The organism is Arthrobacter sp. P1_B4, assembly GCF_056406555.1.
In genome coordinates, this window is record NZ_JBFTZW010000039.1 from 1 (window position 1) to 22,665 (window position 22,665).

The 22,665-nt window shown below is 65.1% G+C and carries 19 protein-coding genes and 1 pseudogene; 15 read left to right on the top strand and 5 right to left on the bottom strand.

Going from position 1 to position 22,665, the window contains the following annotated elements:
* From AC1D1W_RS12950 to AC1D1W_RS12970, 5 genes and pseudogenes are all read left to right on the top strand, one after another.
* A pseudogene (locus tag AC1D1W_RS12950) lies at positions 1–834 on the top strand (glycine dehydrogenase (aminomethyl-transferring)); the annotation flags it as partial.
* 11 nt (positions 835–845) lie between these two features.
* Positions 846–1,982, top strand: coding sequence for a glycine cleavage system aminomethyltransferase GcvT (gene gcvT, locus AC1D1W_RS12955; RefSeq protein WP_243182220.1), 1,137 nt, complete (start codon positions 846–848; stop codon positions 1,980–1,982).
* 76 nt (positions 1,983–2,058) lie between these two features.
* A complete protein-coding gene (gene gcvH / locus AC1D1W_RS12960) occupies positions 2,059–2,442 on the top strand; it encodes a glycine cleavage system protein GcvH (protein WP_476943893.1) in 384 nt (127 codons plus the stop codon).
* Positions 2,439–3,779 (top strand): serine hydroxymethyltransferase, encoded by a 1,341-nt coding sequence (gene glyA, locus AC1D1W_RS12965; protein WP_476943894.1) that lies wholly within the window; start codon positions 2,439–2,441, stop codon positions 3,777–3,779. Before gcvH ends, glyA begins: the two co-directional genes overlap by 4 nt.
* A gap of 161 nt (positions 3,780–3,940) precedes the next feature.
* Positions 3,941–5,353: an L-serine ammonia-lyase gene (locus AC1D1W_RS12970; protein ID WP_476943895.1), complete on the top strand. Its 1,413-nt coding sequence runs from the start codon at positions 3,941–3,943 to the stop codon at positions 5,351–5,353.
* On the opposite strand, the gene AC1D1W_RS12975 is transcribed toward AC1D1W_RS12970, so the two are convergent.
* Positions 5,334–6,878, bottom strand: coding sequence for a PucR family transcriptional regulator (locus tag AC1D1W_RS12975; RefSeq protein ID WP_243182252.1), 1,545 nt, complete (start codon positions 6,876–6,878; stop codon positions 5,334–5,336). The genes AC1D1W_RS12970 and AC1D1W_RS12975 overlap by 20 nt on opposite strands.
* 210 nt (positions 6,879–7,088) lie before the next feature.
* Here AC1D1W_RS12975 and speB point away from each other — a divergent pair, with 210 nt between their 5' ends.
* From speB to AC1D1W_RS13010, 7 genes are all read left to right on the top strand, one after another.
* Complete coding sequence (speB, locus tag AC1D1W_RS12980; protein WP_243182253.1) at positions 7,089–8,093, top strand: agmatinase; 1,005 nt, start codon at positions 7,089–7,091, stop codon at positions 8,091–8,093.
* A 180-nt stretch (positions 8,094–8,273) separates the two neighbouring features.
* On the top strand, positions 8,274–9,746 hold the full coding sequence (locus AC1D1W_RS12985; RefSeq protein WP_243182254.1) for a purine-cytosine permease family protein: 1,473 nt from the start codon (positions 8,274–8,276) through the stop codon (positions 9,744–9,746).
* A gap of 156 nt (positions 9,747–9,902) precedes the next feature.
* Positions 9,903–11,417 carry an aminobutyraldehyde dehydrogenase gene (locus AC1D1W_RS12990; protein WP_243182255.1) on the top strand — a complete coding sequence of 505 codons (1,515 nt, stop codon included), beginning with the start codon at positions 9,903–9,905 and terminating at the stop codon, positions 11,415–11,417.
* 28 nt (positions 11,418–11,445) lie between these two features.
* Positions 11,446–12,741: a D-arabinono-1,4-lactone oxidase gene (locus tag AC1D1W_RS12995; protein ID WP_028277056.1), complete on the top strand. Its 1,296-nt coding sequence runs from the start codon at positions 11,446–11,448 to the stop codon at positions 12,739–12,741.
* A gap of 107 nt (positions 12,742–12,848) precedes the next feature.
* Positions 12,849–13,607, top strand: coding sequence for an SDR family NAD(P)-dependent oxidoreductase (locus AC1D1W_RS13000; RefSeq protein WP_476943896.1), 759 nt, complete (start codon positions 12,849–12,851; stop codon positions 13,605–13,607).
* 37 nt (positions 13,608–13,644) lie between these two features.
* Complete coding sequence (locus AC1D1W_RS13005) at positions 13,645–14,568, top strand: NAD-dependent epimerase/dehydratase family protein (protein WP_243182257.1); 924 nt, start codon at positions 13,645–13,647, stop codon at positions 14,566–14,568.
* A 39-nt stretch (positions 14,569–14,607) separates the two neighbouring features.
* The gene (locus tag AC1D1W_RS13010; protein ID WP_243182258.1) at positions 14,608–15,486 is read left to right on the top strand and encodes a polysaccharide deacetylase family protein; all 879 of its coding nucleotides are present in this window, start codon (positions 14,608–14,610) and stop codon (positions 15,484–15,486) included.
* Between the two features lie 28 nt (positions 15,487–15,514).
* Here AC1D1W_RS13010 and AC1D1W_RS13015 read toward each other — a convergent pair whose 3' ends face one another.
* The 4 genes from AC1D1W_RS13015 to AC1D1W_RS13030 all read right to left on the bottom strand — a co-directional run bounded on the left by AC1D1W_RS13015 (position 15,515) and on the right by AC1D1W_RS13030 (position 20,435).
* Positions 15,515–16,621 (bottom strand): hypothetical protein, encoded by a 1,107-nt coding sequence (locus tag AC1D1W_RS13015; RefSeq protein WP_476943897.1) that lies wholly within the window; start codon positions 16,619–16,621, stop codon positions 15,515–15,517.
* 183 nt (positions 16,622–16,804) lie between these two features.
* Entirely contained in the window at positions 16,805–18,373 is a 1,569-nt protein-coding gene (locus AC1D1W_RS13020; protein ID WP_243182223.1) for an APC family permease, read from the bottom strand.
* The gene (locus AC1D1W_RS13025; RefSeq protein ID WP_243182224.1) at positions 18,370–19,413 is read right to left on the bottom strand and encodes an agmatine deiminase family protein; all 1,044 of its coding nucleotides are present in this window, start codon (positions 19,411–19,413) and stop codon (positions 18,370–18,372) included. Before AC1D1W_RS13025 ends, AC1D1W_RS13020 begins: the two co-directional genes overlap by 4 nt.
* On the bottom strand, positions 19,410–20,435 hold the full coding sequence (locus AC1D1W_RS13030) for a nitrilase-related carbon-nitrogen hydrolase (protein WP_243182225.1): 1,026 nt from the start codon (positions 20,433–20,435) through the stop codon (positions 19,410–19,412). The genes AC1D1W_RS13025 and AC1D1W_RS13030 overlap by 4 nt, the downstream gene beginning before the upstream one ends.
* 229 nt (positions 20,436–20,664) lie before the next feature.
* Between AC1D1W_RS13030 and AC1D1W_RS13035 the strand changes: the two genes are divergently transcribed.
* From AC1D1W_RS13035 to AC1D1W_RS13045, 3 genes are all read left to right on the top strand, one after another.
* Positions 20,665–21,159 (top strand): GyrI-like domain-containing protein, encoded by a 495-nt coding sequence (locus AC1D1W_RS13035; protein ID WP_476943898.1) that lies wholly within the window; start codon positions 20,665–20,667, stop codon positions 21,157–21,159.
* A gap of 193 nt (positions 21,160–21,352) precedes the next feature.
* Complete coding sequence (locus AC1D1W_RS13040; RefSeq protein WP_018775830.1) at positions 21,353–21,655, top strand: DUF4193 domain-containing protein; 303 nt, start codon at positions 21,353–21,355, stop codon at positions 21,653–21,655.
* A gap of 356 nt (positions 21,656–22,011) precedes the next feature.
* On the top strand, positions 22,012–22,521 hold the full coding sequence (locus AC1D1W_RS13045) for an AMIN-like domain-containing (lipo)protein (protein WP_243182235.1): 510 nt from the start codon (positions 22,012–22,014) through the stop codon (positions 22,519–22,521).
* Positions 22,522–22,665: the final 144 nt, after the last annotated feature.

The following is a 22,665-nucleotide window of genomic DNA, read 5'->3' on the forward strand; positions in this document are numbered from 1 at the left end:
GCGGGCGGCGACGTCTCGCACCTGAACCTGCACAAGACCTTCTGCATCCCGCACGGCGGCGGCGGACCGGGCGTCGGCCCGGTCGCGGCCAAGGCCCACCTGGCACCGTTCATGCCCGGCAACGCGGCTGATCCGGCCAACGGCGCCGACGGCACCCCGATCTCCGCCTCCCGCTACGGCTCGGCAGGTGTGCTGCCGATCTCCTGGGCGTACGTGAAGCTCATGGGGGGCCGGGGCCTCACCGAGGCGACCAAGTCCGCGCTGCTCGCAGCCAACTATGTTGCGTCCCGGCTGGATGAGCACTTCCCGGTGCTCTATATGGGCGCGGGTGGCCTGGTGGCCCACGAGTGCATCCTGGATTTGCGTGAACTGACCGCCCGCTCAGGAGTCACGGCCGAGGACGTGGCCAAGCGCCTGATCGACTACGGCTTCCACGCACCCACGCTGTCCTTCCCGGTGGCGGGCACCCTCATGGTGGAGCCCACCGAATCCGAGGACCTTGCGGAGACTGACCGCTTCATCGAGGCGATGATCACCATCCGCCAGGAAATCGACCAGGTCGTCAACGGCGACTTCACGGTGGAGAACTCGCCGTTGCGCAACGCACCCCACACGGCTGCCGCCGTCGTTAGCTCTCATTGGGACCGCGCGTACCCGCGTGAGCAGGGGGCGTTTCCGGTCCTCCAGCTGAAGCAGGACAAGTACTTCCCGCCGGTCGGACGGATCGACGGCGCGGCCGGGGACCGCAACCTGATCTGCTCGTGCCCATCCCTCGAATCGTTCGAGCAAAGCACAGCATCGTTCGAGGACAACACAGCAGCGTTCGAAAACTAAGGACTGACTCAATGACTGAGAATTACACCGCTCTTTACGAGCAGCACAAAAAAGCCGGCGCCTTCTTCACGGACTTCGGCGGCTGGCAGATGCCCCTCAAATACGAATCTGAACTCGCAGAGCACCACGCTGTCCGCAACGCCGCGGGCCTGTTCGACCTCTCCCACATGGGCGAAGTCTGGGTCAGCGGTCCGGACGCGGCCGGGTTCCTCGACTACGCCCTGGTCGGGAAGCTGTCGGCGATCGCCGTTGGCAAGGCCAAGTACTCGCTGATCTGCAACACCGACGGCGGCATCATCGACGACCTCATCACCTACCGTCGCGCTGAGGACAGGTACCTCGTGGTCCCCAATGCGGGCAACGCCAAGGTAGTCGCCGCGGCCCTCGCTGAGCGGGCCGGTTCCGGAAAGGACGGCGGATTCGACGTCACCGTCCAGGACGCCTCTGCGGAGACCTCGCTGATCGCCGTCCAGGGCCCCAACGCAGAAGCCATTCTGCTGACCCTTGTCCCAACCGAGCAGCATGTCCTGGTCACCGACCTGAAGTACTACGCCGCGGTCGAGGTCCAGATCAAGGGACAGGATCTGCTTCTCGCCCGCACCGGCTACACCGGCGAGGACGGCTTCGAGATCTACATCCCGAACGAGGATGCGGCAGGTCTATGGGAAGCCTTGCTTGAAGCGGGCGAAGAATACGGCCTCATTCCCGCCGGCCTCGCGTCCCGCGACTCCCTCCGTCTCGAGGCCGGCATGCCACTCTACGGCAACGAGCTCTCCCGCTACGTCAACGCCTACGCCGCCGGACTGGGCCCCGTTGTCTCGCTCACCAAGGAAAGCGACTTTGTGGGCAAGGAGGCGCTGACGGCGATCAAGGCTGCCGGCGTCGGATCGTCCATCGGCCAAAAGCTTGTGGGACTCAAGGGCACGGGGCGCAGGGCAGCCCGGGCCCATTACTCCGTCCTCAAGAACGGAACGCTCATCGGTGAGGTGACCTCGGGCCAGCCGAGCCCGACGCTCGGTTACCCGGTCGCCCTGGCATATGTCGACGTCGAGAACTCAGAACCTGGCACGATCGTCGACGTCGAACTCCGCGGCAAGACGGAACCGTTCGAAGTCGTCGCGCTGCCGTTCTACAAGCGCCAAAAGTAAGTCCCCTCGGGTCGCCGTTGGCCCTTCCGGGCCGGGGTAAACAAGTTTTACGAACGAGAAGAAAGAAGGATTTGAGATGAGCAAAGTAGTTGCTGAACTGAAGTATTCGGCTGAGCACGAGTGGGTTGCTTCAGATGGCGCCGGGCCCGCGGGCATTGGCATTTCCGCTGTCGCCGCCGACGCGCTGGGCGACATCGTSTACGTGGACCTGCCCGAGRTCGGGTCGACGGTGACTGCGGGGGAGACCTGCGGCGAGGTTGAGTCGACCAAGTCGGTCTCGGACCTGTACGCGCCGGTGACGGGCGAGGTCACCGAAATCAACCCTGCCGTCGTCGATGACCCCTCCCTGATCAACAGCGATCCGTACGGCGCCGGCTGGCTCTTCAAGGTGGCGGTCGCTGAAGAAGGCCCGCTGCTCTCGGCGCAGGAGTACGCGTCCAAGAACGGYGGCGAACTGTGAGCGGCGCAACGGCGGCCGCGGGCACACAGACGCTGGCGTTTGAGCAGGTCGTTTCCCGGAGTCTGGACGCGGACCTGTCCGTGCTGGATCCGGAGATCGCCGCGAAGATCGACGCCGAACTCAGCCGGCAGCGTGACGGTTTGGAGATGATCGCCTCGGAGAACCACACCGCGAGGGCTGTGATGCAGGCGCAGGGTTCGGTGCTGACGAACAAGTACGCCGAGGGCTACCCGGGCAAGCGTTACTACGGCGGCTGCGAGCATGTTGACGTGRTCGAGCAGCTCGCGATCGACCGGGTCAAGGCCCTGTTCGGYGCCGGGTACGCGAACGTGCAGCCGCAYTCSGGYGCGCAGGCGAACGCTTCGGTGATGCACGCCCTGATCCGGCCCGGGGACACCATCATGGGGCTGAACCTGGCGCACGGCGGGCACCTGACCCACGGGATGAAGATCAACTTCTCCGGCCGGCTGTACAACGTCGTCCCGTACCAGGTCCGTGAAGAGGACCACCGGATCGACATGGCCGAGGTCGAGCGCCTGGCCCAGGAGCACAAGCCGGCGCTGATCGTGGCCGGCTGGTCCGCGTACGCCCGCCGGCTGGACTTCGCCGAGTTCCGCCGGATCGCCGACTCGGTGGGCGCGTATCTGATGGTGGACATGGCGCACTTCGCCGGGCTCGTCGCGGCCGGGCTGCACCCGTCCCCGGTCYCGCACGCGCACGTCACGACCTCCACGACGCACAAGACCCTCGCGGGTCCGCGCGGCGGCATCATCCTCTCCAACGACGCCGAGATCGCCAAGAAGATCAACTCGGCGGTGTTCCCCGGGCAGCAGGGCGGCCCGCTGGAGCACGTCATCGCCGGCAAGGCCGTGGCCTTCAAGATCGCCGCGTCCGAAGAGTTCAGGGAACGCCAGGAGCGTGTGCTGGCCGGTGCCCGGATCCTTGCCGAGCGGCTGGTCCAGGACGACGTGACCGCGCAGGGGATCAACGTGATCTCCGGCGGCACCGACGTGCACCTGGTCCTCGTGGACCTGCGCGACTGCGAGCTCAACGGTCAGCAGGCCGAGGACCGGCTCGCGGAAATCGACATCACCGTCAACCGCAACGCCGTCCCGTTCGATCCGCGYCCGCCGATGGTCACCTCCGGGCTGCGGATCGGCACCCCGGCGYTGGCGACCCGCGGTTTTGGCGAGSCGGCCTTCGCCGAGGTTGCCGATATCATCGCTGAGGCTTTGATCGCCGACGCCGGCGCGGACCTCTCCGGTCTGCGCACCCGGGTTCAGGCCCTCGCCGCCGCCCACCCGCTCTACCCGGGCGTGTCCGACCTCGCCGGTTGAGCTTGGCGGGCCCGTGGGTCCGGCCTCCTCTGCATGCTCGGTCGCGAAGACGCCCGCTGAGCGGACGTGACGCTCCCTTAGACGCATGCTGCCGGAGACCGGACCCGAAGGGGCCCCTGTTCACCTCTGTCCCCGAGCCCATACCTAGTTAGGAACCGACAATGGCTGTTGGAGTCTTCGATCTCTTTTCCATCGGCATAGGGCCGTCCAGTTCCCACACGGTGGGACCGATGCGGGCCGCCGCGGTCTTCGCCGAGGAGCTCAAAACGTCCGGGGACCTGGAGAAGGTGGCGTCGCTGCGGGTGGACCTGTACGGCTCCCTCGCCGCCACCGGGCACGGGCACGGCACCATGACCGCGATCCTGCTGGGCCTGGAGGGCTTCCACCCCGAGCAGATCCTGCCCGAGGAAGTGGAGGGTCGGCTGGCCGCGATCGCCGAGACCGGCACCCTGCAGCTGGCTGGTTCCGTGCCACTGCCGTATGGGGTGCAGGACATGGTCCTGCGGCCGCTGACCATCCTGCCCCGGCACACCAACGGCATGACGTTCACGGTCTCCGACGCCGGCGGCGAAGTCCTGCACAAGGCGACGTTCTTCTCCGTGGGCGGCGGCTTCATTGTCCGCGAGGGCGAGGAGGACGCGGCCCTGAAGGAGCTCGACGAGTCGAAGAAGGAACTGCCGCTGCCGTTCCGCACGGCCGCGGAACTGCTGGGCCGCTGCCAGTCCAAGGGCCTCTCGATCGGGCAGATCATGTTCGTCAACGAGCGCGCCTCCCGGACCGAGGCGGAGATCCGGGACGGGTTGCTGCACATTTACTCGGTGATGGAAGGCTGCGTCGAGGTCAGCCTCAAGCGCGAAGGGCTGCTGCCCGGCGGGCTCAAGGTCCGCCGCCGGGCCCCGGACTGGCACAAGCGCCTCATGAAGGAAACCCTCGGCCAGGACCCCGAGTACCGGGATCCGAAGTACTGGCAGGAGTGGGTCAACCTGATCGCGCTGGCCGTGAACGAGGAAAACGCCTCCGGCGGCCGCGTCGTCACCGCCCCCACCAACGGCGCCGCCGGGATCATCCCGGCCGTGCTCTACTACGCCCTGCACTTCGCCCCCGGCATGGATAAGGCCACCCAGGCCGACCGCGACGACACGATCGTCAGGTTCCTGCTGACCGCCGGCGCCATCGGGGTGCTGTACAAGGAGCAGGCCTCGATTTCCGGGGCGGAGGTCGGCTGCCAGGGCGAGGTGGGCTCGGCGTCCTCGATGGCCGCCGCCGGCCTGGCCGAAGTCATGGGCGGCACGCCCCAGCAGGTGGAGAACGCCGCGGAAATCGCGATGGAACACAACCTGGGCCTGACCTGCGATCCGATCGGCGGGCTCGTGCAGGTCCCGTGCATCGAACGCAACGCGATCGCCGCCGCGAAGGCCATCAACGCCGCCAAAATGGCGCTCTGGGGCGACGGCACCCACCGGGTCTCCCTCGACGAAGTCATCGTGACCATGCGCGAAACCGGCAAGGACATGWSCTCCAAATACAAGGAAACCGCCATGGGCGGCCTCGCCGTCAACGTCGTGGAGTGCTGACCTCAGCCGTCGGCAGACGCCGCGGATTGCCCTGGAGGTCCATGGCTTCATGGATCTGCAGGGCAAACCAGAGTTGCGCCAGCGTGGAGGTTTCGGTCATATCAAGGCCTGTCAGCTCACTGATTTTCCGGATGCGGTAGATGATGGTCTGCCGATGCGCGAACAGGGCCGCCGCCGTTTTCTGCCAGGACCGTTGCATGTCAAGGAACGTCTTCAGCGTCAGGATGAGGTCCCCGTTTTCTCCCTGTTCGTATTCGAAAATGGGTCCGAGCAGCCGCTGGACCAGTGCGTTCCCTTCCTCAAAGCTGGTGAGCCCCAGCCACGAGGGTCCCTCGGCGTAGCGGACCAACCGCTCGCCGGTGCTCGATGCCGTCCCAAGCGCCCACATCGATTCCTGCAAAGCTCTCTGCGTTCCAGCGGCCGCGGAAGGCCGGCTGATCCCGATCCTCACGTCCAGGGGGGCGGCATGCCGCAGAAGATCGTCGGTGCAGTCTGAGGCGACAGCCAAGTGCAGTGTATTGAACCTGCGCTGGCACGCCGTCGGATACCCGTGTCGCCAAAGATCAACGTGGATCCCGGCCAGACTCTCGCCGTCCTCGCTCGACATCGAGATGATGAGGAATTCCCGTGTCGAAATCCCGAACTCAGGGAGCCGGCTTTCAATGTCGGCGATGCCCAGGCGCCCGTCGAAGGCCTGCAAAAGGAACTCCGCACCCAGCCGGCGCTGGTTCTCGAGGGACAGTACCGTCCGCGACAGCTCCAGTCCAAGGACTGTGGCCGCATGGAGCAGCACCACCGCATCCGGGAGTGGTTCGGATTTCGGCAGCACCACCAGAAGCGCATTGGCGTGAGTCGGAATATCCATCATGAGGAGGTGGCCGTCCCCCAAACGGTGCCACTGGAACTTCTTGCTGGCGACCGGCGACTTGCTGGTCAGCGGTTCAAGCTGCTGCCTGAGGTCCGGCGGCAGCGACTGGCCTCCCGGATGCCAGGCATGCAGGCAGCGTCGATCAACCACGAAGAGGTTGGCGTCGAGTTCAGCTTCGATGCCCAGGATCAGGCTTAGCCACTGGTTCTCAGATGGCCCCGCCAGCCGCAGCAAGTCATAGATGCGGGCCGTCTGACGCAGTCTGCGGGACTCCTCAAGCAGTGAAGACTCCGCGACCGAACGTGCGATGGCGATGAACGGCAGCGGGTAGGGGATGTTGATGACCGGCAACGGCAGGCGGTCACAGGCTTCGAGGAACTGGGGCTGGAGCTCAGGGGCATGCATCTGCTCGCCGATCGCCAGGGCACTGGCACCTGCGTTGACCAGTGCCTCGGCCAGCTCAACCTGCCCGTCGGGATCCGCGGGAATGGAGAGCCCGTTGGTCATCATGAGCTCGCCGCCGGTGATCCATTCCCACAAGCGCGGGAGGTCGGAGGTGTGGGCCCAGGTGACCCGGTTGCCCAGGCCCGCGGAGCCCGCCAGCAGGGTCAGGCCCAGCTGGGGTTCGGCCAGCAGTTCGGCCACGGTGATCGCCATGTGTGATTCCTGTTCGTATGTCCGGAGGCCATCCCCAAGCCGCTTATACACATGTATAAGCCCCTCGGTTATTTGTAGTCAATCGGCGCATGTACCGCGTGACGCCGATCACTAATAGTTAAGGCATAGACCTCAACCGGCGCAGAAGCTCAGCTCAGAGAAGGACATCTGCCAGGCCGGCTGAACCCAAGCAACTGGAGGACCCCTGTCATGACCACGCACAAGCCAATCGGCCCCGTCGACGCAACAAAAGTCCCTCGCTACGCGGGCCTGGGAACCTTTGCCCGGCTTCCTCAGATCGACCGCGTGCCGGACTATGACATTGCGATTGTCGGTGTCCCGTTCGACGGCGGTACCTCCTTCCGCCCGGGCGCCCGCTTCGGTCCGGCCGCTGTCCGTGAAGCGTCGCGGCTCCTGCGCCCCGGCTACCACCCGGAGCTCGACGTCGAGCCTGTGTACGAAGCCCAGGTTGTTGACGCGGGTGACATCGCCTGCACCCCCTACGACATCGGCCGTGCAGTCCGCGAGATCGAGGAGCAGGCCCTCCCGCTCCTCGGCGACGCCGGCTCCGGCAAGAGGCTCATCTCTATCGGCGGCGACCACACCATCGCGCTCCCGATGCTACGGGCGCTGAACAAGGTCCACGGTCCGGTGGCCCTGCTCCACTTCGACGCACACCTGGACACGTGGGACACCTATTTCGACCAGCCGGTCACGCACGGAACCATCTTCCGCCGGGCCTTCGAAGAGGGCCTTCTCGTCGAAGACAAGTCGATGCACGTGGGCATCCGCGGCCCGGTTTATGACCGCAACGACTTCCTCCGCGACCACGAGTTCGGCTTCCAGATCATCCGCTGCTCGGATCTGGACGTCATCGGGGTTCCGGCCGCGATCCAGCGCGTCAAAGAGCGGCTGGGCGACACCCCTGTCTATGTCTCCATCGACATCGATGTCCTCGACCCGTCCTACGCGCCGGGCACCGGCACTCCCGAGATGGGCGGGCTCCACTCCCGCGAACTGCTGGCCCTGCTCCGCGGACTGGACGGCATCAACATCGTGGGCGCAGACGTCGTCGAGGTCGCTCCGGCCTACGACCACGCAGACATCACCACACTTGCCGCGGCGACCCTCGTCTTCGACCTCCTCGCCCTGATGGTGAACCGCAGCAAGGCCTCCGCCAACGTCGCCCAAGAGCTGCAAGCCGCCACCGTTTGAGCCACAAAGGGCTGGGCATCGCGCCTGCTTTGTACATATGTACGAACAGGTTTACGGCGTCTATTCAATCGCCGGATTTCCACTGTGACAAAAGTCACGAATGATTGATACATCAGATCCCGTGCCCGACGAAGTGCCGGGACAGAACAAAGAGGTTCCCATGAACTCCAGGAACGCATCATGAGCACGCACCCCACTCAAGCCGTCGCGGCCGAGGTGCCCCGGCTCGAAGACAAGACGATTCAGCCCATCCCCGCCGACGAACGCCACGGCAAAGCACGGGACCTTTTCACCATCTGGTTCGGGTCCAACATCATGATCATGACCATCGTGACCGGGGGACTCGCGACCACGGTGTTCGGGCTCAGCTTTGTGCCCGCCATCGTCGGAATCATCATTGGAAACCTTGTCGGTGGCATCTTCATGGCACTGCATTCGGCCCAAGGTCCGCAGCTGGGCGTGGCGCAGATGATTCAGACCCGCGGCCAATTCGGTTCGTACGGGGCGCTGCTGATCGTTGTCATCGTGGTGGTCATGTACGTCGGGTTTTTTGCGGCGAACCTCGTCTTTGGCGGTCAGGCACTGGCCGCGGTCAGCCCGGGCATCAGTGTTGACGCAGGCATCATTATCATTGGCGTCTTGAGCGTCGTTGCCACCATCTTCGGCTACCGGCTCATCCACGCCTATGCACGCATCTTGAGCATCGTGGCCGGTCTGGCGCTGGTGCTGGCCTTCATCTGGATCTTGGCCGTCCACGGATTGCCGGCCAGCTTCCTGGACCAGGGAAACTTCAACTGGGTTGGCTTCATGGCCACCATCTCCGTCTCCGCCCTCTGGCAGCTCGCCTACGCTCCCTATGTTTCGGACTACTCCCGCTACATGCCGCAGGGCACCGGCTCGGGCCCGGCGTTCTGGGCATCCTACTCGGGCTGCGTCCTGGGAACACTCTTCCCGATGGTGTTGGGTGCCTTGGTGGGAACGCTTGCCCTGACACTGATCAGCGATGGCAGCAGCGTCGAAATAGTCGGGAGCCTGGGAGCCATGCTAGGTCCATGGACCATGGTGATCATCGGAATTTTCTGCCTCGGCGTTGCGGCGTCGAACGCCATGAACCTCTACTGCGGGGTCCTGTGCACGCTCACTATTGGGCAGACGTTCAGGCCGACCTGGTTGCCCCACGCCAAGACCCGGACCATTGCGGCCATCCTCCTCTTCACCCTCGCCCTCTCGATCGCACTGTTCGCCCGCGACAATTTCATCTTCTTCTACACGAACTTCCTCTCCTTCCTGATGTACGTCCTGGTTCCCTGGACGGCCATCAACCTGGTCGACTACTACCTCCTGCGTCACGGCGACTACCGGGTTGAAGACTTCTTCAAGCGCGACGGCGGGGTGTACGGAACGTTCAACTGGGTTGCGATCGGAGCCTATGTTGCCGGCGCACTGATCCAGGTTCCGTTCTCGGCAACAGCGATGTTCACAGGCCCCATTGCCGCAGCGATGAACGGCGTGGACGTCTCCTGGATTGTTGGCCTGGTGGTCGTTGCACCCCTGTACTACTTTGCGGCGCGGGTGTTCCGGAAGAGCGCGGAAGCAGCCCCCTTTCAGTCGCCTGCCTTCGCAACTGACCTGATTGAAGCGCCGCGGGCGTAACGCCCCCCCCGGGCGTGCACCGCCCACCGCGGGCATACCGCCCGCCCCCAACACAAACTCCCGACGCCGAGACCGGCGCACCCCGGGCACATACCGCCCACCCCCACACCAAACTCCCGGCGCCGCGATCGGCGCAGAAAACAAAGGCGAAATATCATGACACTCACTGACACCGAGCAGTTCACAGTCCGACGCTCCGCAACGGAGCAAAGCAGCGCCGGACTCTTGCCACCAGTTTTGCCTCCGGCGGGGCACTTCATCGCTGGAGCGTTTGTTCCCGGCTCCTCGACTCAGCTGATCGACGTCGTAGATCCCACCACAGAGCAGGTCATCGCATCGGTTCAGGCCGGCACGGCCGCGGATGTGGACGTTGCGGTTGAGGCCGCCGTGGCGGCCCAGAAGTCCTGGGGCGCCACGACACCGAAGGAACGCTCCGAGGTGCTGTCCCTGATCGCCAACATCATTGAAGCCAACCGGGAGGCGTTCGAAATCATCGAGTCCGCCAACACCGGCAAACCGCGGACCGTCGCGGAGGACGATGTCTCCAGCACCATCGACACCTTCCGGTTCATGGCCGGAGCTTCCCGCACGCTGACGTCCATGGCAGGCGGCGACTACGCCACCGGACACACCTCGGTCATCCTCAGGGAACCCGTCGGCGTCGTCGGCGTCATCACCCCTTGGAACTACCCGCTGCTGATGGCTGCCTGGAAGATCGCGCCCATCCTCGCCGCCGGAAACAGCATCGTCCTCAAACCCTCGGAACAGACGCCGCTCTCGACGCTGAAGCTGGCAGAACTTGTCGCCGGACGCATCCCCGATGGCATCCTCAACGTCGTGACGGGTAAAGGCCGAACCGTCGGGCAGCGACTCTCCGAACACCCTGATGTGGCGCTCATTGCGCTGACGGGGAGCGTCGTCAGCGGACAGGCAGTCGCGGAGACCGCGGCCAGGTCTGTCAAGCGCGTCCATCTGGAACTCGGCGGCAAGGCCCCGGTTGTTGTCTTCGCCGACGCCGACCTCCGCGCGGCCGCCGCCGGCGTGCGAAACGCCGGCTTCTGGAATGCCGGCCAGGACTGCGGCGCCGCCTGCCGTGTGCTCGTGCACGAGTCCGTGGCCGAGGAGTTCACCGAACACCTGGTACGCGAAGTCAGCACGCTCGTCGTCGGCGCTCCGGGCGCAGGGGAAGACGTGGAAATCGGTCCCATGATTTCGCGCCCGCACTTCGAACGCGTGAAGGAAGCCCTTGCCGAGGCAAAAGCTGCGGGCCTGCAGGTGGCCATCGGCGGCTCGGCCTTGGAAGGCACCGGCTACTTCATTGAACCCACCGTAATCAGCAACGTCCCGGCCGGGGCGCATATTGCTACCCACGAAATCTTTGGCCCAGTCGTCACCGTCGAGTCCTTCAGCTCCACTGAAGAGGCCATCACCCGGGCCAACGAGAGTCCCTACGGGCTTTCCGCCTCGGTATGGACCCGGGATTCGAGCCTCTCGCTCAGGGTTCCGAAGCAGCTCGATTTCGGCACCGTCTGGGTCAATTCACACCTGGTGTTGGCCTGCGAGGTTCCGTGGGGCGGATTCAAGGGATCCGGCTACGGCCGCGACCTCTCGCTGTATGCCTTGGACGATTACTCCCGGACCAAGCACGTCATGATCAACCACGGCGCATGAGCGTTTAGACCAGCATCGGAGCCCAGCAATGACCACCACGAATCATCCCCACTCCGCGTCGTCGGCGCGGGCCGCAACCCCGTCCGCTCCGTTCGGGACAGACGTAACCTGGACCAACTGGGGCGGCAACCAGAGCGCCACGCCGGCCTTCACCGTCCGGCCGCGGAACGAACAGGAGGCGCTCGACGCCGTCCGGTTCGCCATCCGCGAAGGCCTCCCCGTACGTGCAGTCGGCTCAGGGCATTCGTCCTCACCGCTTGTCCAGACGGGCGGGGTCCTGATGGATATGTCCGCACTCTCGGCCATCACCGGAACCGACCTCATGGGGCGCCGCGCGAGGGCCCTGGCCGGCACCACCATCAACGCCTTTGGCGATCCGCTGTGGGAGCAGGGGCTGGCACTGGGCAACCAGGGCGACATCGACAAGCAGCAGATCGCCGGGGCACTCGCGACCAGCACCCACGGCTCCGGAAAGAACCTGGGCAGCTTCTCATCAGCATTGCGCTGGGTCCGGCTGATCAACGGTTACGGCGAAATCGTCGAAATCGGCGAAGGGCAACTCCGCGAACTCAGGGCCGCCCAGGTCGCCTTGGGGACACTCGGAATCTTCCTGGAGGTCGAACTGGCGGTCGAGGACCGCTATTACCTGCAGGAGGAGATTACCTATCCCACGTGGGCGGAGACCGCAGCAACCTGGCAGGCCGACATCGACGGGAACCGGCACTACTCGTTCCTCTGGTGCCCGGACGACGATTCCTGTGAGCTCCTGGACCTGCCCGGTTCGCCGGGCCAGAGCATGGCAAACCGCAGCTACACCAAGCGGTACAACGTCGCCCAGGTCCAGGACGAGCGAGAAATTTCCCGCACGGAAGGTGCCCGGCTGGACCGGTCATACCGCATCTACCCGGGCGGATTCACCACACCGTTCCATGAACTCGAGTACTTCGTTCCCAGCGAACACGGCCTGGCGGCCGTCCAGGCCGTCCAGGATCTGATCCGCACCAAGCATTCCGACCAGAAGTACCCCGTTGAGGTCCGCTGGGTGAAAGCCGACGAAGGCTACATGTCCCAGTTCCAAGGACGCGACACCACCGTCATCACCCTGACCACCGAACCTGGGACCGACTACTGGCCCTTCTTCCGGGATGCGGATGCGGTGCTGCAGGAATTCGAGCCCCGCGCGCACTGGGGAAAGATCCATTTCATGACGAGGAGCCGATTGGAGCGTCTCTACCCGGAGCTTGACACCTTCATCCAGATACGCCGGGAGTTCGACCCCCGCGGCATGTTCCTTAACGACCACACTCGTGCGCTCGTTGGCTAAATCAGCCATCTGGGTCAAATCGGCAAATCCGGCGTATGCCCCGAATCGTGACCGGGGGCACTCTGCCGGCCTTGCCAGAACCAACGGGGAAGAGGGGAAGAGAAGACATGAGCCATTTTCAGGACAAGGCCTACCTTGTCACCGGAGCCAGCTCCGGCATCGGCCTCGCGACCACCCGCGCCCTTCTGGCGCAAGGGGCAAAGGTTGCAGCGGTTGGTCTCCCGGACCGTCTGCTTGAAGACGCACGACGCCAACTCTCGGGCGCTGTGATCTTCATCGAAGCCGACGTATCTGAGTCCCAACAGGTCGATGGCGCCTTCGCCCGGGCGGAAGCGGAACTCGGGCCCCTGAGCGGGGCCTTCAACGCCGCAGGAATCTCCAGTGTTGCGCCCATCGCCGAAACATCGGACGAGCTGTGGCAGAGACTGATCCGGGTGAACTTGACCGGCACTTTCCACTTCGCCAGGGCAGCGGCGCGAACGCTCTCGGCCAACGGCGGTGGATCGCTGGTCTGCACTGCCAGTGAGCTGTCACTCGTCGGCCAGGCAGGCTACACCGCATACACCGCGACCAAAGGCGGCGTCCTGTCGATGATGCGGTCACTGGCCGCCGAACTCGCACCGGCCGGCGTCCGGGTCAACGCACTGTCGCCGGGCACGACAGATACCCCGATGCTTGCGGCCGAGTTCGCGAACGAAGCAGAACGCGCCCGGGACGAAGTGTCCGTACCGCTTGGCCGGTTCGCCCTGCCTGAGGAGATTGCAGCGGCGGCCCTGTGGCTGTTGGGTCCTGAATCCTCCTATGTCACGGGAACCAACCTTGTTGTCGATGGTGGTCGAACCACGACGTTCCCGCTTGGGCATTGAATCCCACATCCAACGCACCTACTGAAAGGCAAATCACATGAGCTCTGTTCTGGTCACAGGTGGTGCCGGATTCACCGGACGGCACATCGTCAACGAACTCGCCGACGCCGGTCATCAAACAGTCAGCTACAACCGGGACTTCATCGAGGCGCCACGCCCCGACGTCGTTTCCGTCCAGGGTGAACTGTTCGATATCCCTCGTCTCCTCGAAGTATTCAAGGAGCACGACGTCGACACCATCGTCCATACCGCCGCCATATCCCACCCGACCTATTCCCTGAGCTTTCCCCTGGCTACGTTTGCTGCCAACGTCGAGGGAACGGTGGCGGTTTTCGAGGCGGCACGACTCCACGGCGTCAAACGGATCATCAACTTCTCTTCCGAGTGCGTGTACGGAAAGACCTCAGCAGCGGTGGTTCTCGAATCGGAGCCAGTAAATCCGACGACGCCTTACGCCGTGACGAAGGTTACCGGGGAATGGCTCGGACAGGTCTACGGCGACAGGTATGGAGTCGACGTCATCTCCCTGCGCATCGGCCAGGTTTACGGACCCGGAAACCGCATGGATGAAGTCATGAGGGACATTATGCGCGGCGTAGTCCGCGATGGTTCATTCTCACAGGACCACGGGGCCGACCACCGCTACAACCTTGTCTACGTCCGCGACGTCGCCCTTGCCGTCCTGGCGGCAGTCCAGGCACCAGAAACGGCCTCGGCCAGGCCCCTGGCCTACAACATCTCCGGCAGCGAGTACTGGACACTCAGCGACGTCGTCAAAGAAGTTCGAATCGCATTCCCGGACGCCACCGTGGAGATCGGGCCCGGGACGGATCCAACCCTGGATTTACAGGGCCACTTCAGCATCGCTTCCGCCGCCGCGGATCTCGGCTACGAATCGGTCTGGCCGCTGCAGCGGGCCCTCGGCGACTACGCCGACTGGCTCTCCACCCACGACTTCTGACCCCTTTCTTCTGACTCATTTCTTCTAAGAGGGACGAACATGACAATCGATAAAAGCGGCTGGAGGCAGGGGGCGGCCTGCGTTGCCGCGTTGACCTTCGACGTCGACGCCGAGTCCCCCGTCCTGGCCGCCGGCCGGCGCTACGCCGACAATGCGATGGCGATGACTCACCAGGCGTTCGGACCCAAGGTGGGTGTTCCCCGGATTCTCCAGATGTTGAAGGATGTGCAGCAGCCGGCGACATTCTTCATTCCAGGCGTAACCGCGGAGCGATATCCCCGCATGGTGGAACAGGTCCTGGAGTCGGGTCATGAGATCGCGCACCACTCACACACTCACCGCACCGCGGTGAACATGAGTTTCGACGACGAACGCGCCGACTTCGATCTGGCGCTTGCTGCACTTGGGCGTTTCGGCATTTCTCCAAAGGGGCACCGCGCCGCATTGTGGGAGCCCTCGTGGCAGACACCGTCCCTGGTGGCTGAATACGGGCTGAAATACGATTCCAGCCTGATGGATGCGGACGTCCCCTATCTCATCGAAACCCCCGCAGGCACAGTTGCGGAGCTCCCCCCACATTGGAGTCTGGATGACTGGGAGCAGTATGCCTTCCTTCCGGAACCCAAGATCGGTGAAATCATCCAGTCGCCACTTGTCGTGGCGGACATGTGGATTCATGAGATCGACGCAATGCGACGTCATGGTGCTCTTTTCATGCTCACTTGCCACCCGTTCCTCACCGGGCGGGCAGGACGGCTGGAGGCGCTGCGGACCGTTATCGAAACTGCGCTGGAACGAGGCGATGTCCGCTTCTCGACGTGCGAAGCGCTCGCGGAAGCGGCACTCGGTGACCCTGCATTGATTGCCGAGCCCCTCAATCCAGTTACAGCGTCCGAGGAGCTCTATCCGGACTACTGAATCCGGATTACTCAGCGGAGGCTGGAACTCAGATGCAGGACTTGTTGTAGTCGAAGCCGCCCGAGATGTACTGGGCCATGGTGACTTTCCCGCCGCCTGTCAGCGGCGCTGCCGAACACATGCTGCTGGCGTTTTGGAGGGAGCTCCCGCCGGCGAGCCAGCTTCGCTGGGCGTAAAGGCTGCTCGTCGAGGGCACCGTGCCGATGATTTGTGCCCATTGATAGCCGGTTGAGTAGAGCCCGGTTTTGGCGCCGATGCTGGCAAAGTAGGCGGCCATGCCCTCCAGATCAGCTCTGTTGGCGGCCTGGTTCGTTGACCAGGAGTTTTCGGTCTCGACGTCCAACCACCAGGTGTAGGAGGCCGGGTTCTTGACCCCGCGGATGTTGGCGTCGTCGTAGGCCTTGGCGTAACCGTACATATAGGAGCACGCCGAGCCGACCGAGCCCTTGGTGCACGTGCCGTACGGGTTGGCCACGGTCTTCCCGGCATAGGTGTTGCTGGTGGGCCACCAGGAGCCGGCCGTCCCGGGGTTCCCGGTATTTACGTACAGGGCCACGAGGGGCTGCCCGGTCCCGCCGGTGGACGTGGCGGCCCAGGACAGCTGGGTGGTCAGGCACGAGTTGGTGTTGTTTGCCAGGCCGTTGTTCACGCCGATGATCGCGAAGCTCTGGCCCTTGGGCAGGGGTTTGCCGCACTGCGGCCAGGACACGTCGACGCCGGGTCCCGCGGGCGTGACAGCCGCTGTGCCGGCCGAGGTCTTCGCGGCGGTGGTGTAGCCGGTCTTGGTTCCGGTGACGGTGACGGTGAGGGCCTTGCCGGCCTGCGCCGCGGCCAGTTTGTAGGTGGCGGYGGTCGCGCCAATGATGACGACGCCGTTCGCCTTCCACTGGTACKTCAGRRTGACGGGWGCCGGACCCCACGTGCCCGGGACYGCGGTCAGGGTGTAGCCGACCTTTCTTGTGCCCGTGACCGTCGGCACGGGGGCGGTCGTCAACGGCGCGGCGGACGCTGCACTGACCGCCGTCGTCATATCCGGCGCGGCGGAGGCGGGGGCAAGCGGTGTCAGGGAAAGCATCATGACCACAACGAGGAACAACGGAATTGATAGAGACCGGACGCGGTCGAATAGCAGCATAAAAATTTCCCCCAAATTGCCGCGCCCGGAACAGGCTGCGCTAGAGCCCGCGGAAATGCAGACAGCGTGAATCTAGCACGGGGAGATGTTCCTCAACATGCCTGGCAGCTATGCGGGACACGGACGCACGCAAAAACCCGCCGGCTCCGAGCTCACCCGGGCCGGCGGGTCCTTGCTGGGAGGCTACTCCGGAACCACCAGGGCGGGGGTGTCCTTCCGGATGGTCTCGCCCCGGAAGAAGCCCGGATGCAGTTTCGCGGCGACCAGCATGATCACGACGCCGAGGGCGAGGATGCCGATCCCCAGAATGAACACCAGGCCCACGCCGAAGACCTCCGAGCCGCTGCCGAATTCCGGTGCCCAGCTGTCCACGGCGGTCTGGAAGAAGACCACGGTGAGGACCAGGCCGCCCAGGACCGGGAACAGCAGCCGCATGAAGAAGTTGCGGACGCTGGAGAACAGGCTGTGCCGGAAGTACCAGGTGCAGGCGAAGGCAGTGAGGCCGTAGTAGAAGCAGATCATCAGGCCCAGGGCCATGATGGTGTCATTGAGGACGTTCTCGCTGACCACCTTCATGACGGCGTAGAAGCCGCCGGAGATCACACCGGCAATCACCGTTGCGAAACCGGGGGACCCAAACCGCTTGCTGACGGATGCGAAGCGCGGCGGCAGCGCCCCGTAGTGGCCCATCGCCAGCAGGCTGCGGGCGGGTGAGGCCATGGTGGACTGCAGGGACGACGCGGTGCCGGAGAGCACGGCCAGGGACATCAGGATGGCCAGCGGGCCCATGACGGGGGAAGCCAGTGCCGCAAAGATATTCGACTGGTTGTCCGGGTTGTTCAGGCCGATGCCGTCGGTTCCGGTGCCGGCAACCATCATGGTGGCCACGATCGCGACGAGGTATAGGGCCAGGACGGCGACCGCCGTCGTGGTTCCTGCCCGGCCGGCGGTACCCTTGCCGCCCTTGGTTTCCTCGTTGACGGTGAGGCAGACGTCCCAGCCCCAGTAGACGAAGACGGCCAGTGACATGCCGGCGGCGAACTGCTCGAAGCTGCCGATCTTCATCGGGTTGAACCAGTCCCAGCTGAAGGCGATCGCGGTGCCCGAGTCGCCCGAGGCGGCGTGGGTGAGTGCCATGACGACGAAGATGCCCAGGACGAGGACCTGGAATCCGACCATGGTGTACTGCACCAGCTTGGTGGCGTGCAGGCCGCGGTAGCTGACCCAGACGGCCAGTGCCACGAACACAAGGCACGTCACGATGTTTACGGCTGTGTTGGAGGTTAGGTCCGCGAGGTCCGGGTTATTGAACACCTGGGCCAGGAAGAGGTAGAAGAAGTCCACCGCGACGCCGGCCAAGTTGGACAGGACGATGATGTTGGCGGCCAGCAGACCCCAGCCGCCCAGCCAGCCGACGAACGGGCCGAACGCCTTCGTGGCCCACGTGAAGGTGGTGCCGCTGTCCGGTGAATCGGCGTTGAGCTCACGGTAGGCGAACGCCACCAGGATCATTGGGATGAACGCGACAATGAAGATCGCCGGCAGCTGCAGGCCCACGGCGCCGACGGCGGGTCCCAGCGAACTGGTCAGGCTGTAGGCGGGTGCCACGGAGGAGATGCCGAGGACGACGACGGCGAGCAGGCCCAGCTGGCCGCCCTTGAGCCCCTTGCCCGAGATGCCGTGCTTGGAACCGGCCGGATCGACGACGTCGTGCGTGATGGTGCCGTCTTCGCGGCCGATAGTCTGACTCATTGCTGACCCTTTTTCTGGGGGACGGATGGTTGCTGTTGGGTGATGCAGTGGATGCCGCCGCCGCGGGCGAAAAGCTCGCGGGCGTCGATGCCGACTACCCGGCGGCCGGGGTAGGCGTCGCCAAGGATGCGCAAGGCTTTTTCGTCCATCGGGTCGTCGAAGGTGCAGGCGATGACGCCGCCGTTGACCACCAGGTGGTTGATGTAGCTGTAGTCGACGAACCCCTCCTCATCCGTCAGGGTTTCCGGGGCCGGGACCTCGATGATGTTCCATTCGCGGCCGGCCGCGTCCCGGGTGGTGGCGAGGTGGCTGATGATGTCCCGGCACACCTCGAAGTCGGGGTGTGCCGGGTTCTGCTGGGAATGGACCAGCACGGTGCCCGGGGACGGGATGGCCGCAACGATGTCGACGTGGCCGCGCGTGCCGAACCGTTCCGAATCCCGGGTCAGGCCGCGGGGAAGCCAGACGACGTGGCTCACGCCCAGGGTCCGGCCCAGCTCGGCTTCGACGTCGGCCTTGCTGAGCCCGGGATTGCGGCCCGGATCGAGCTGGACCGTCTCGGTGACGAGGACCGTGCCTTCGCCGTCGACGTGGATGCCGCCGCCCTCGTTCACCAGCGGCGAGACAAGGTGGCTGGCCCCCGAGAGGGCCGCGACGGCCGACGCCACGAGCGCGTCCTTGTCCCAGGCGGCCCAGTCCTGGCCGCCCCAGCCGTTGAAGACCCAGTCGACGGCGCCGAGCCGGCCGCCGTCGTCGAGGACGAACGTGGGGCCGATGTCCCGCATCCAGGCGTCGTTCAGCGCGGCGGGGACCACCTCGATATCCGGGTGGAGGTAGGCCGCCGCGGTCTGCACATCTGCCGGCGCCACCAGCATGGTGACCGGTTCGAATTCCACGACGGCGTTCGCGACGGCGGCCCAGACGGAGCGGGCGGCGTGGGCTTCTGCCGCGGTTTCGCCCAGGGTGTAGCCGCCGGTGGGGAACGCCATCCAGACACGGTCCTGGGGCGCCGTTTCGGACGGCATCCGCCACGCGGTCATGCGGTGGCCTTGCTGGTGTCGGCGCCGATCGGGGCGTCGGGGCGTACCGGTTTGGTCAGCCGCCCGTACGTGTCCGGGCGTCGGGTGGCCAGGAAGGGGAAAAGCGTGAGCCAGTCCCGGCGCTGGTCGAGGTCGAGGTCCGCGACGAGCACCGCGGATTCGTCCCGCGGTGCCTGGGCGAGGATCCGGCCGTAGGGATCGGAGATGAAGGAGGAACCGTAGAAGTTCAGCGTGCCTTCGCTGCCCCAGCGGTTGGGGGCCACCATGAACAGCCCGTTAGCGATGCCGTTGCCCACGATGACCTGCTGCCACAACGGCTGGGTGTCGAAGTCGGGGTGGTCGGGCTCGGAGCCGATGGCTGTGGGGTAGACCAGGAGTTCCGCGCCGCCGAGGGAGTAGATCCGTGCCAGCTCCGGGAACCACTCGTCCCAGCAGGTGGGCATGCCCAAGCGTGCGCCGCCGAGTTCGGCGGGGGAGTGGACCTCGTAGGCATCGTCGCCGTCCGGGCCCTGGCGGAAGAATTTGTCCTCGTAGTAGCCTGCCGTGACGGGAATATGGAGCTTGTGGGTGCGGGCCAGGAGTTCGCCCCCGGGAGACACCAGGATGGCGGTGTTCAGGCCCAGGCCGTCGTCTGTGCCGTCCGGGTTCTCCGCCTTCTGGTACAGCGAAGCGTGGACGCAGGTGCCGTGCCTCCGGGCCGCGTCCGCCGCGAACCGGAACGTGGGGCCCGTGAACAGGTCCTCGGCGATGTCCGAGGGCCGCGGGCGCATGGTCCCGCCGCGGGCGGCGTCATTTTCGGGAAGCGTGTCCGCGGGGTAGCGGGACAGCGTGAGCTCGGGGAGGAAGACGACGGTGGCTCCCAGCCGGGCGGCGCGCCCGATGCCTTCGTCCAGTTCGGCGTGCAGGCCCGCGGCGTCAGGATGCCAGCGGTGCTGCACGACGCCGATCCGCAGTGCCGGCCGGCCGGAGGGCAGCGTGCGGGCGAGGGAGGGCGGGGTGTCGAGGGACGTGATTTCGATCATGGCTACTCCAGTGAGACGGGCGTCACATTAATGAACGTTGTTCATTTAGTTTGAGGGTGATGGCCGCACGGGGCAAGACCTAATATGAATAAAGTTCATTTATTTATTCGGGGTGGAACCCGCGCCGTCCCCGGGCGCCGGACCGCTACTGGACCACGGCGCGGACCTCCCCTGGGGGCGCGGGCCGTAAGGCCCTAGACCGTGGATTAGTCCCGGCAGAGTCTGGGGTATGAATCAAACGAACCCGGGGCCGGCCCCGGACATCAGGGCCGCCCAACTCAAGGAACAGCCCACGGCGGTGGTGCATGAGACAGTCCCGATGACTGCGTTGCGGGATTTTTTCGGCCGTGCCTTCGCCGCCGTCATGGGTGCGGTGCAGGAGCAGCATGTCCAGTTGGCCGGACCCCCGTTCGCGCTGTACCGCGGCATGCCGACCGACGTCGTCGACGTGGAAGCGGGGTTCCCCCTCGCCGCGCCTTTCACGAACCCCAGTGGCGCGGAAACGGCGGTTGTCGCCGGCACCCTCCCCGCAGGCCAGGCCTACGAGGCGATGCACATCGGTCCCTACGAATCACTGCAGCGTACTTACGGCGCGATCATGGCGCGGATGCGGCAGGACGGCGCGAGCCCGGGAGCAGCAATGTGGGAGTACTACCTCACCGATCCCGGCGTCGAACCCGATCCAGCGAAGTGGCAGACGCTCGTGGTCTGGCCGGTCGACTGAAATGCCGCACTCGAATGGCCCGACCACCGCGCGGAGGGGCCCCGCCCGGGGGCCGCTGCCCAGGTTTCCAGGGCCCGTCCGACTCATTCTGTCTGATAGGCCACACTATTGCTCTACTCCATGCATAATGTCCTAAACTGCTTCACTGAGGTGCCTGAAATGGCGCTGCGCAGCAACGAAAGTGAACCCCGATATGGCTACCGATTACGACGCCCCACGCAAGACAGAAGAAGAATCTCCCGCTGAGTCGCTGGAGGCCCTTCAGGCGTCCCGCGGCGGCGGCGCGCAGACCGCTGTGATCGACGTCGATGAGAACGACACCGCTGAAGGCATCGATCTTCCCGGTGCGGATCTGTCCGGCGAAGAGTTGACGGTCATTGTTGTTCCGGAGCAGTCCGATGAATTCACCTGCTCCTCGTGCTTCCTGGTCCGTCACAGGTCCCAGGTGGCCCTTGAGAAGAACGGCATGAAGTACTGCCGCGACTGCGAAGGCTAAAACCTTCCGGCAACAGCCAGGCCGTACGAAGCGCCGGACCCGCGAGGGTGCCGGCGCTTCGCCGTTCCCGGCCATGCCTGCCGCTGACGGTGTTATCTGTTCGTGAACGACCTTCACGAACAGGGTCCGTGCAATCCGTCCGTGACCAGCAACGGGCCACGCTAACGGTTGGGCGCCGAAACTGCGGAGAACCTCGCCCGCCGGGCCGGGCCCGCCTACGCTGAAAGCGTCTGGCCTGCGCTGACTGTTCCGCCAGCCCAAGGGTCAGGCAGCACCAGGGGGTGGCGGCCTTGAAGAAGACCCAGTTGAAGAAGATCCAGTTGAAAAAGGTCAACGCGTTGCTCGCGGCTGTTCTGATGGCCGCCGCGCTCGGGATTCTTGCGCCGGCGCCCGCCGCCGCGGACCCGTACTGCGGACTGGCCTGGGGGTCGCTGAGCAAAATGGATCCGGCCATGAGCCAAGCCAAAGTGGTGAACGTCCGCACCGGTCAGCACTACTGCTTTGACCGGCTGGTCATTGACCTCAACGGCCCCGTGGCCGGCTACAGCGTCCGCTACGTACCCGCGGTGGTGCAGGACGGGTCCGGCCTGCCGGTCCCGTTGCGGGGCCAGGCCTTCATTCAGCTCACGGTCAATGCACCCGCATATGACGACGCCGGCAATCCCACCTACAACCCGGCGAACAAGAGTGAATTGGCTGACGTGACCGGCTACCAGACCTTCCGGCAGGTGGCGTGGGCGGGCAGCTTCGAGGGCTATTCGACCATTGGCCTGGGGGTCCGCGCCCGGCTGCCGTTCCGGGTCCTGGCCCTGCCCGGGCCGGGCACCGGGTCCCGGTTCGTGGTGGACGTGGCCCATTTCTGGTGAGGCTGGTGAAGCCGGTCGCAAGGCAGGGCTGCGCGCCTTGCCGGGCGGGTCGGCTAGAGCGAGTTGAGCTCGGCCCGGAGCGGGAAGTCCCGGCCGTCGAGCACCCGCTGCGTGCAGTGCCCGGTGGCGCGGTTCAGAACGATC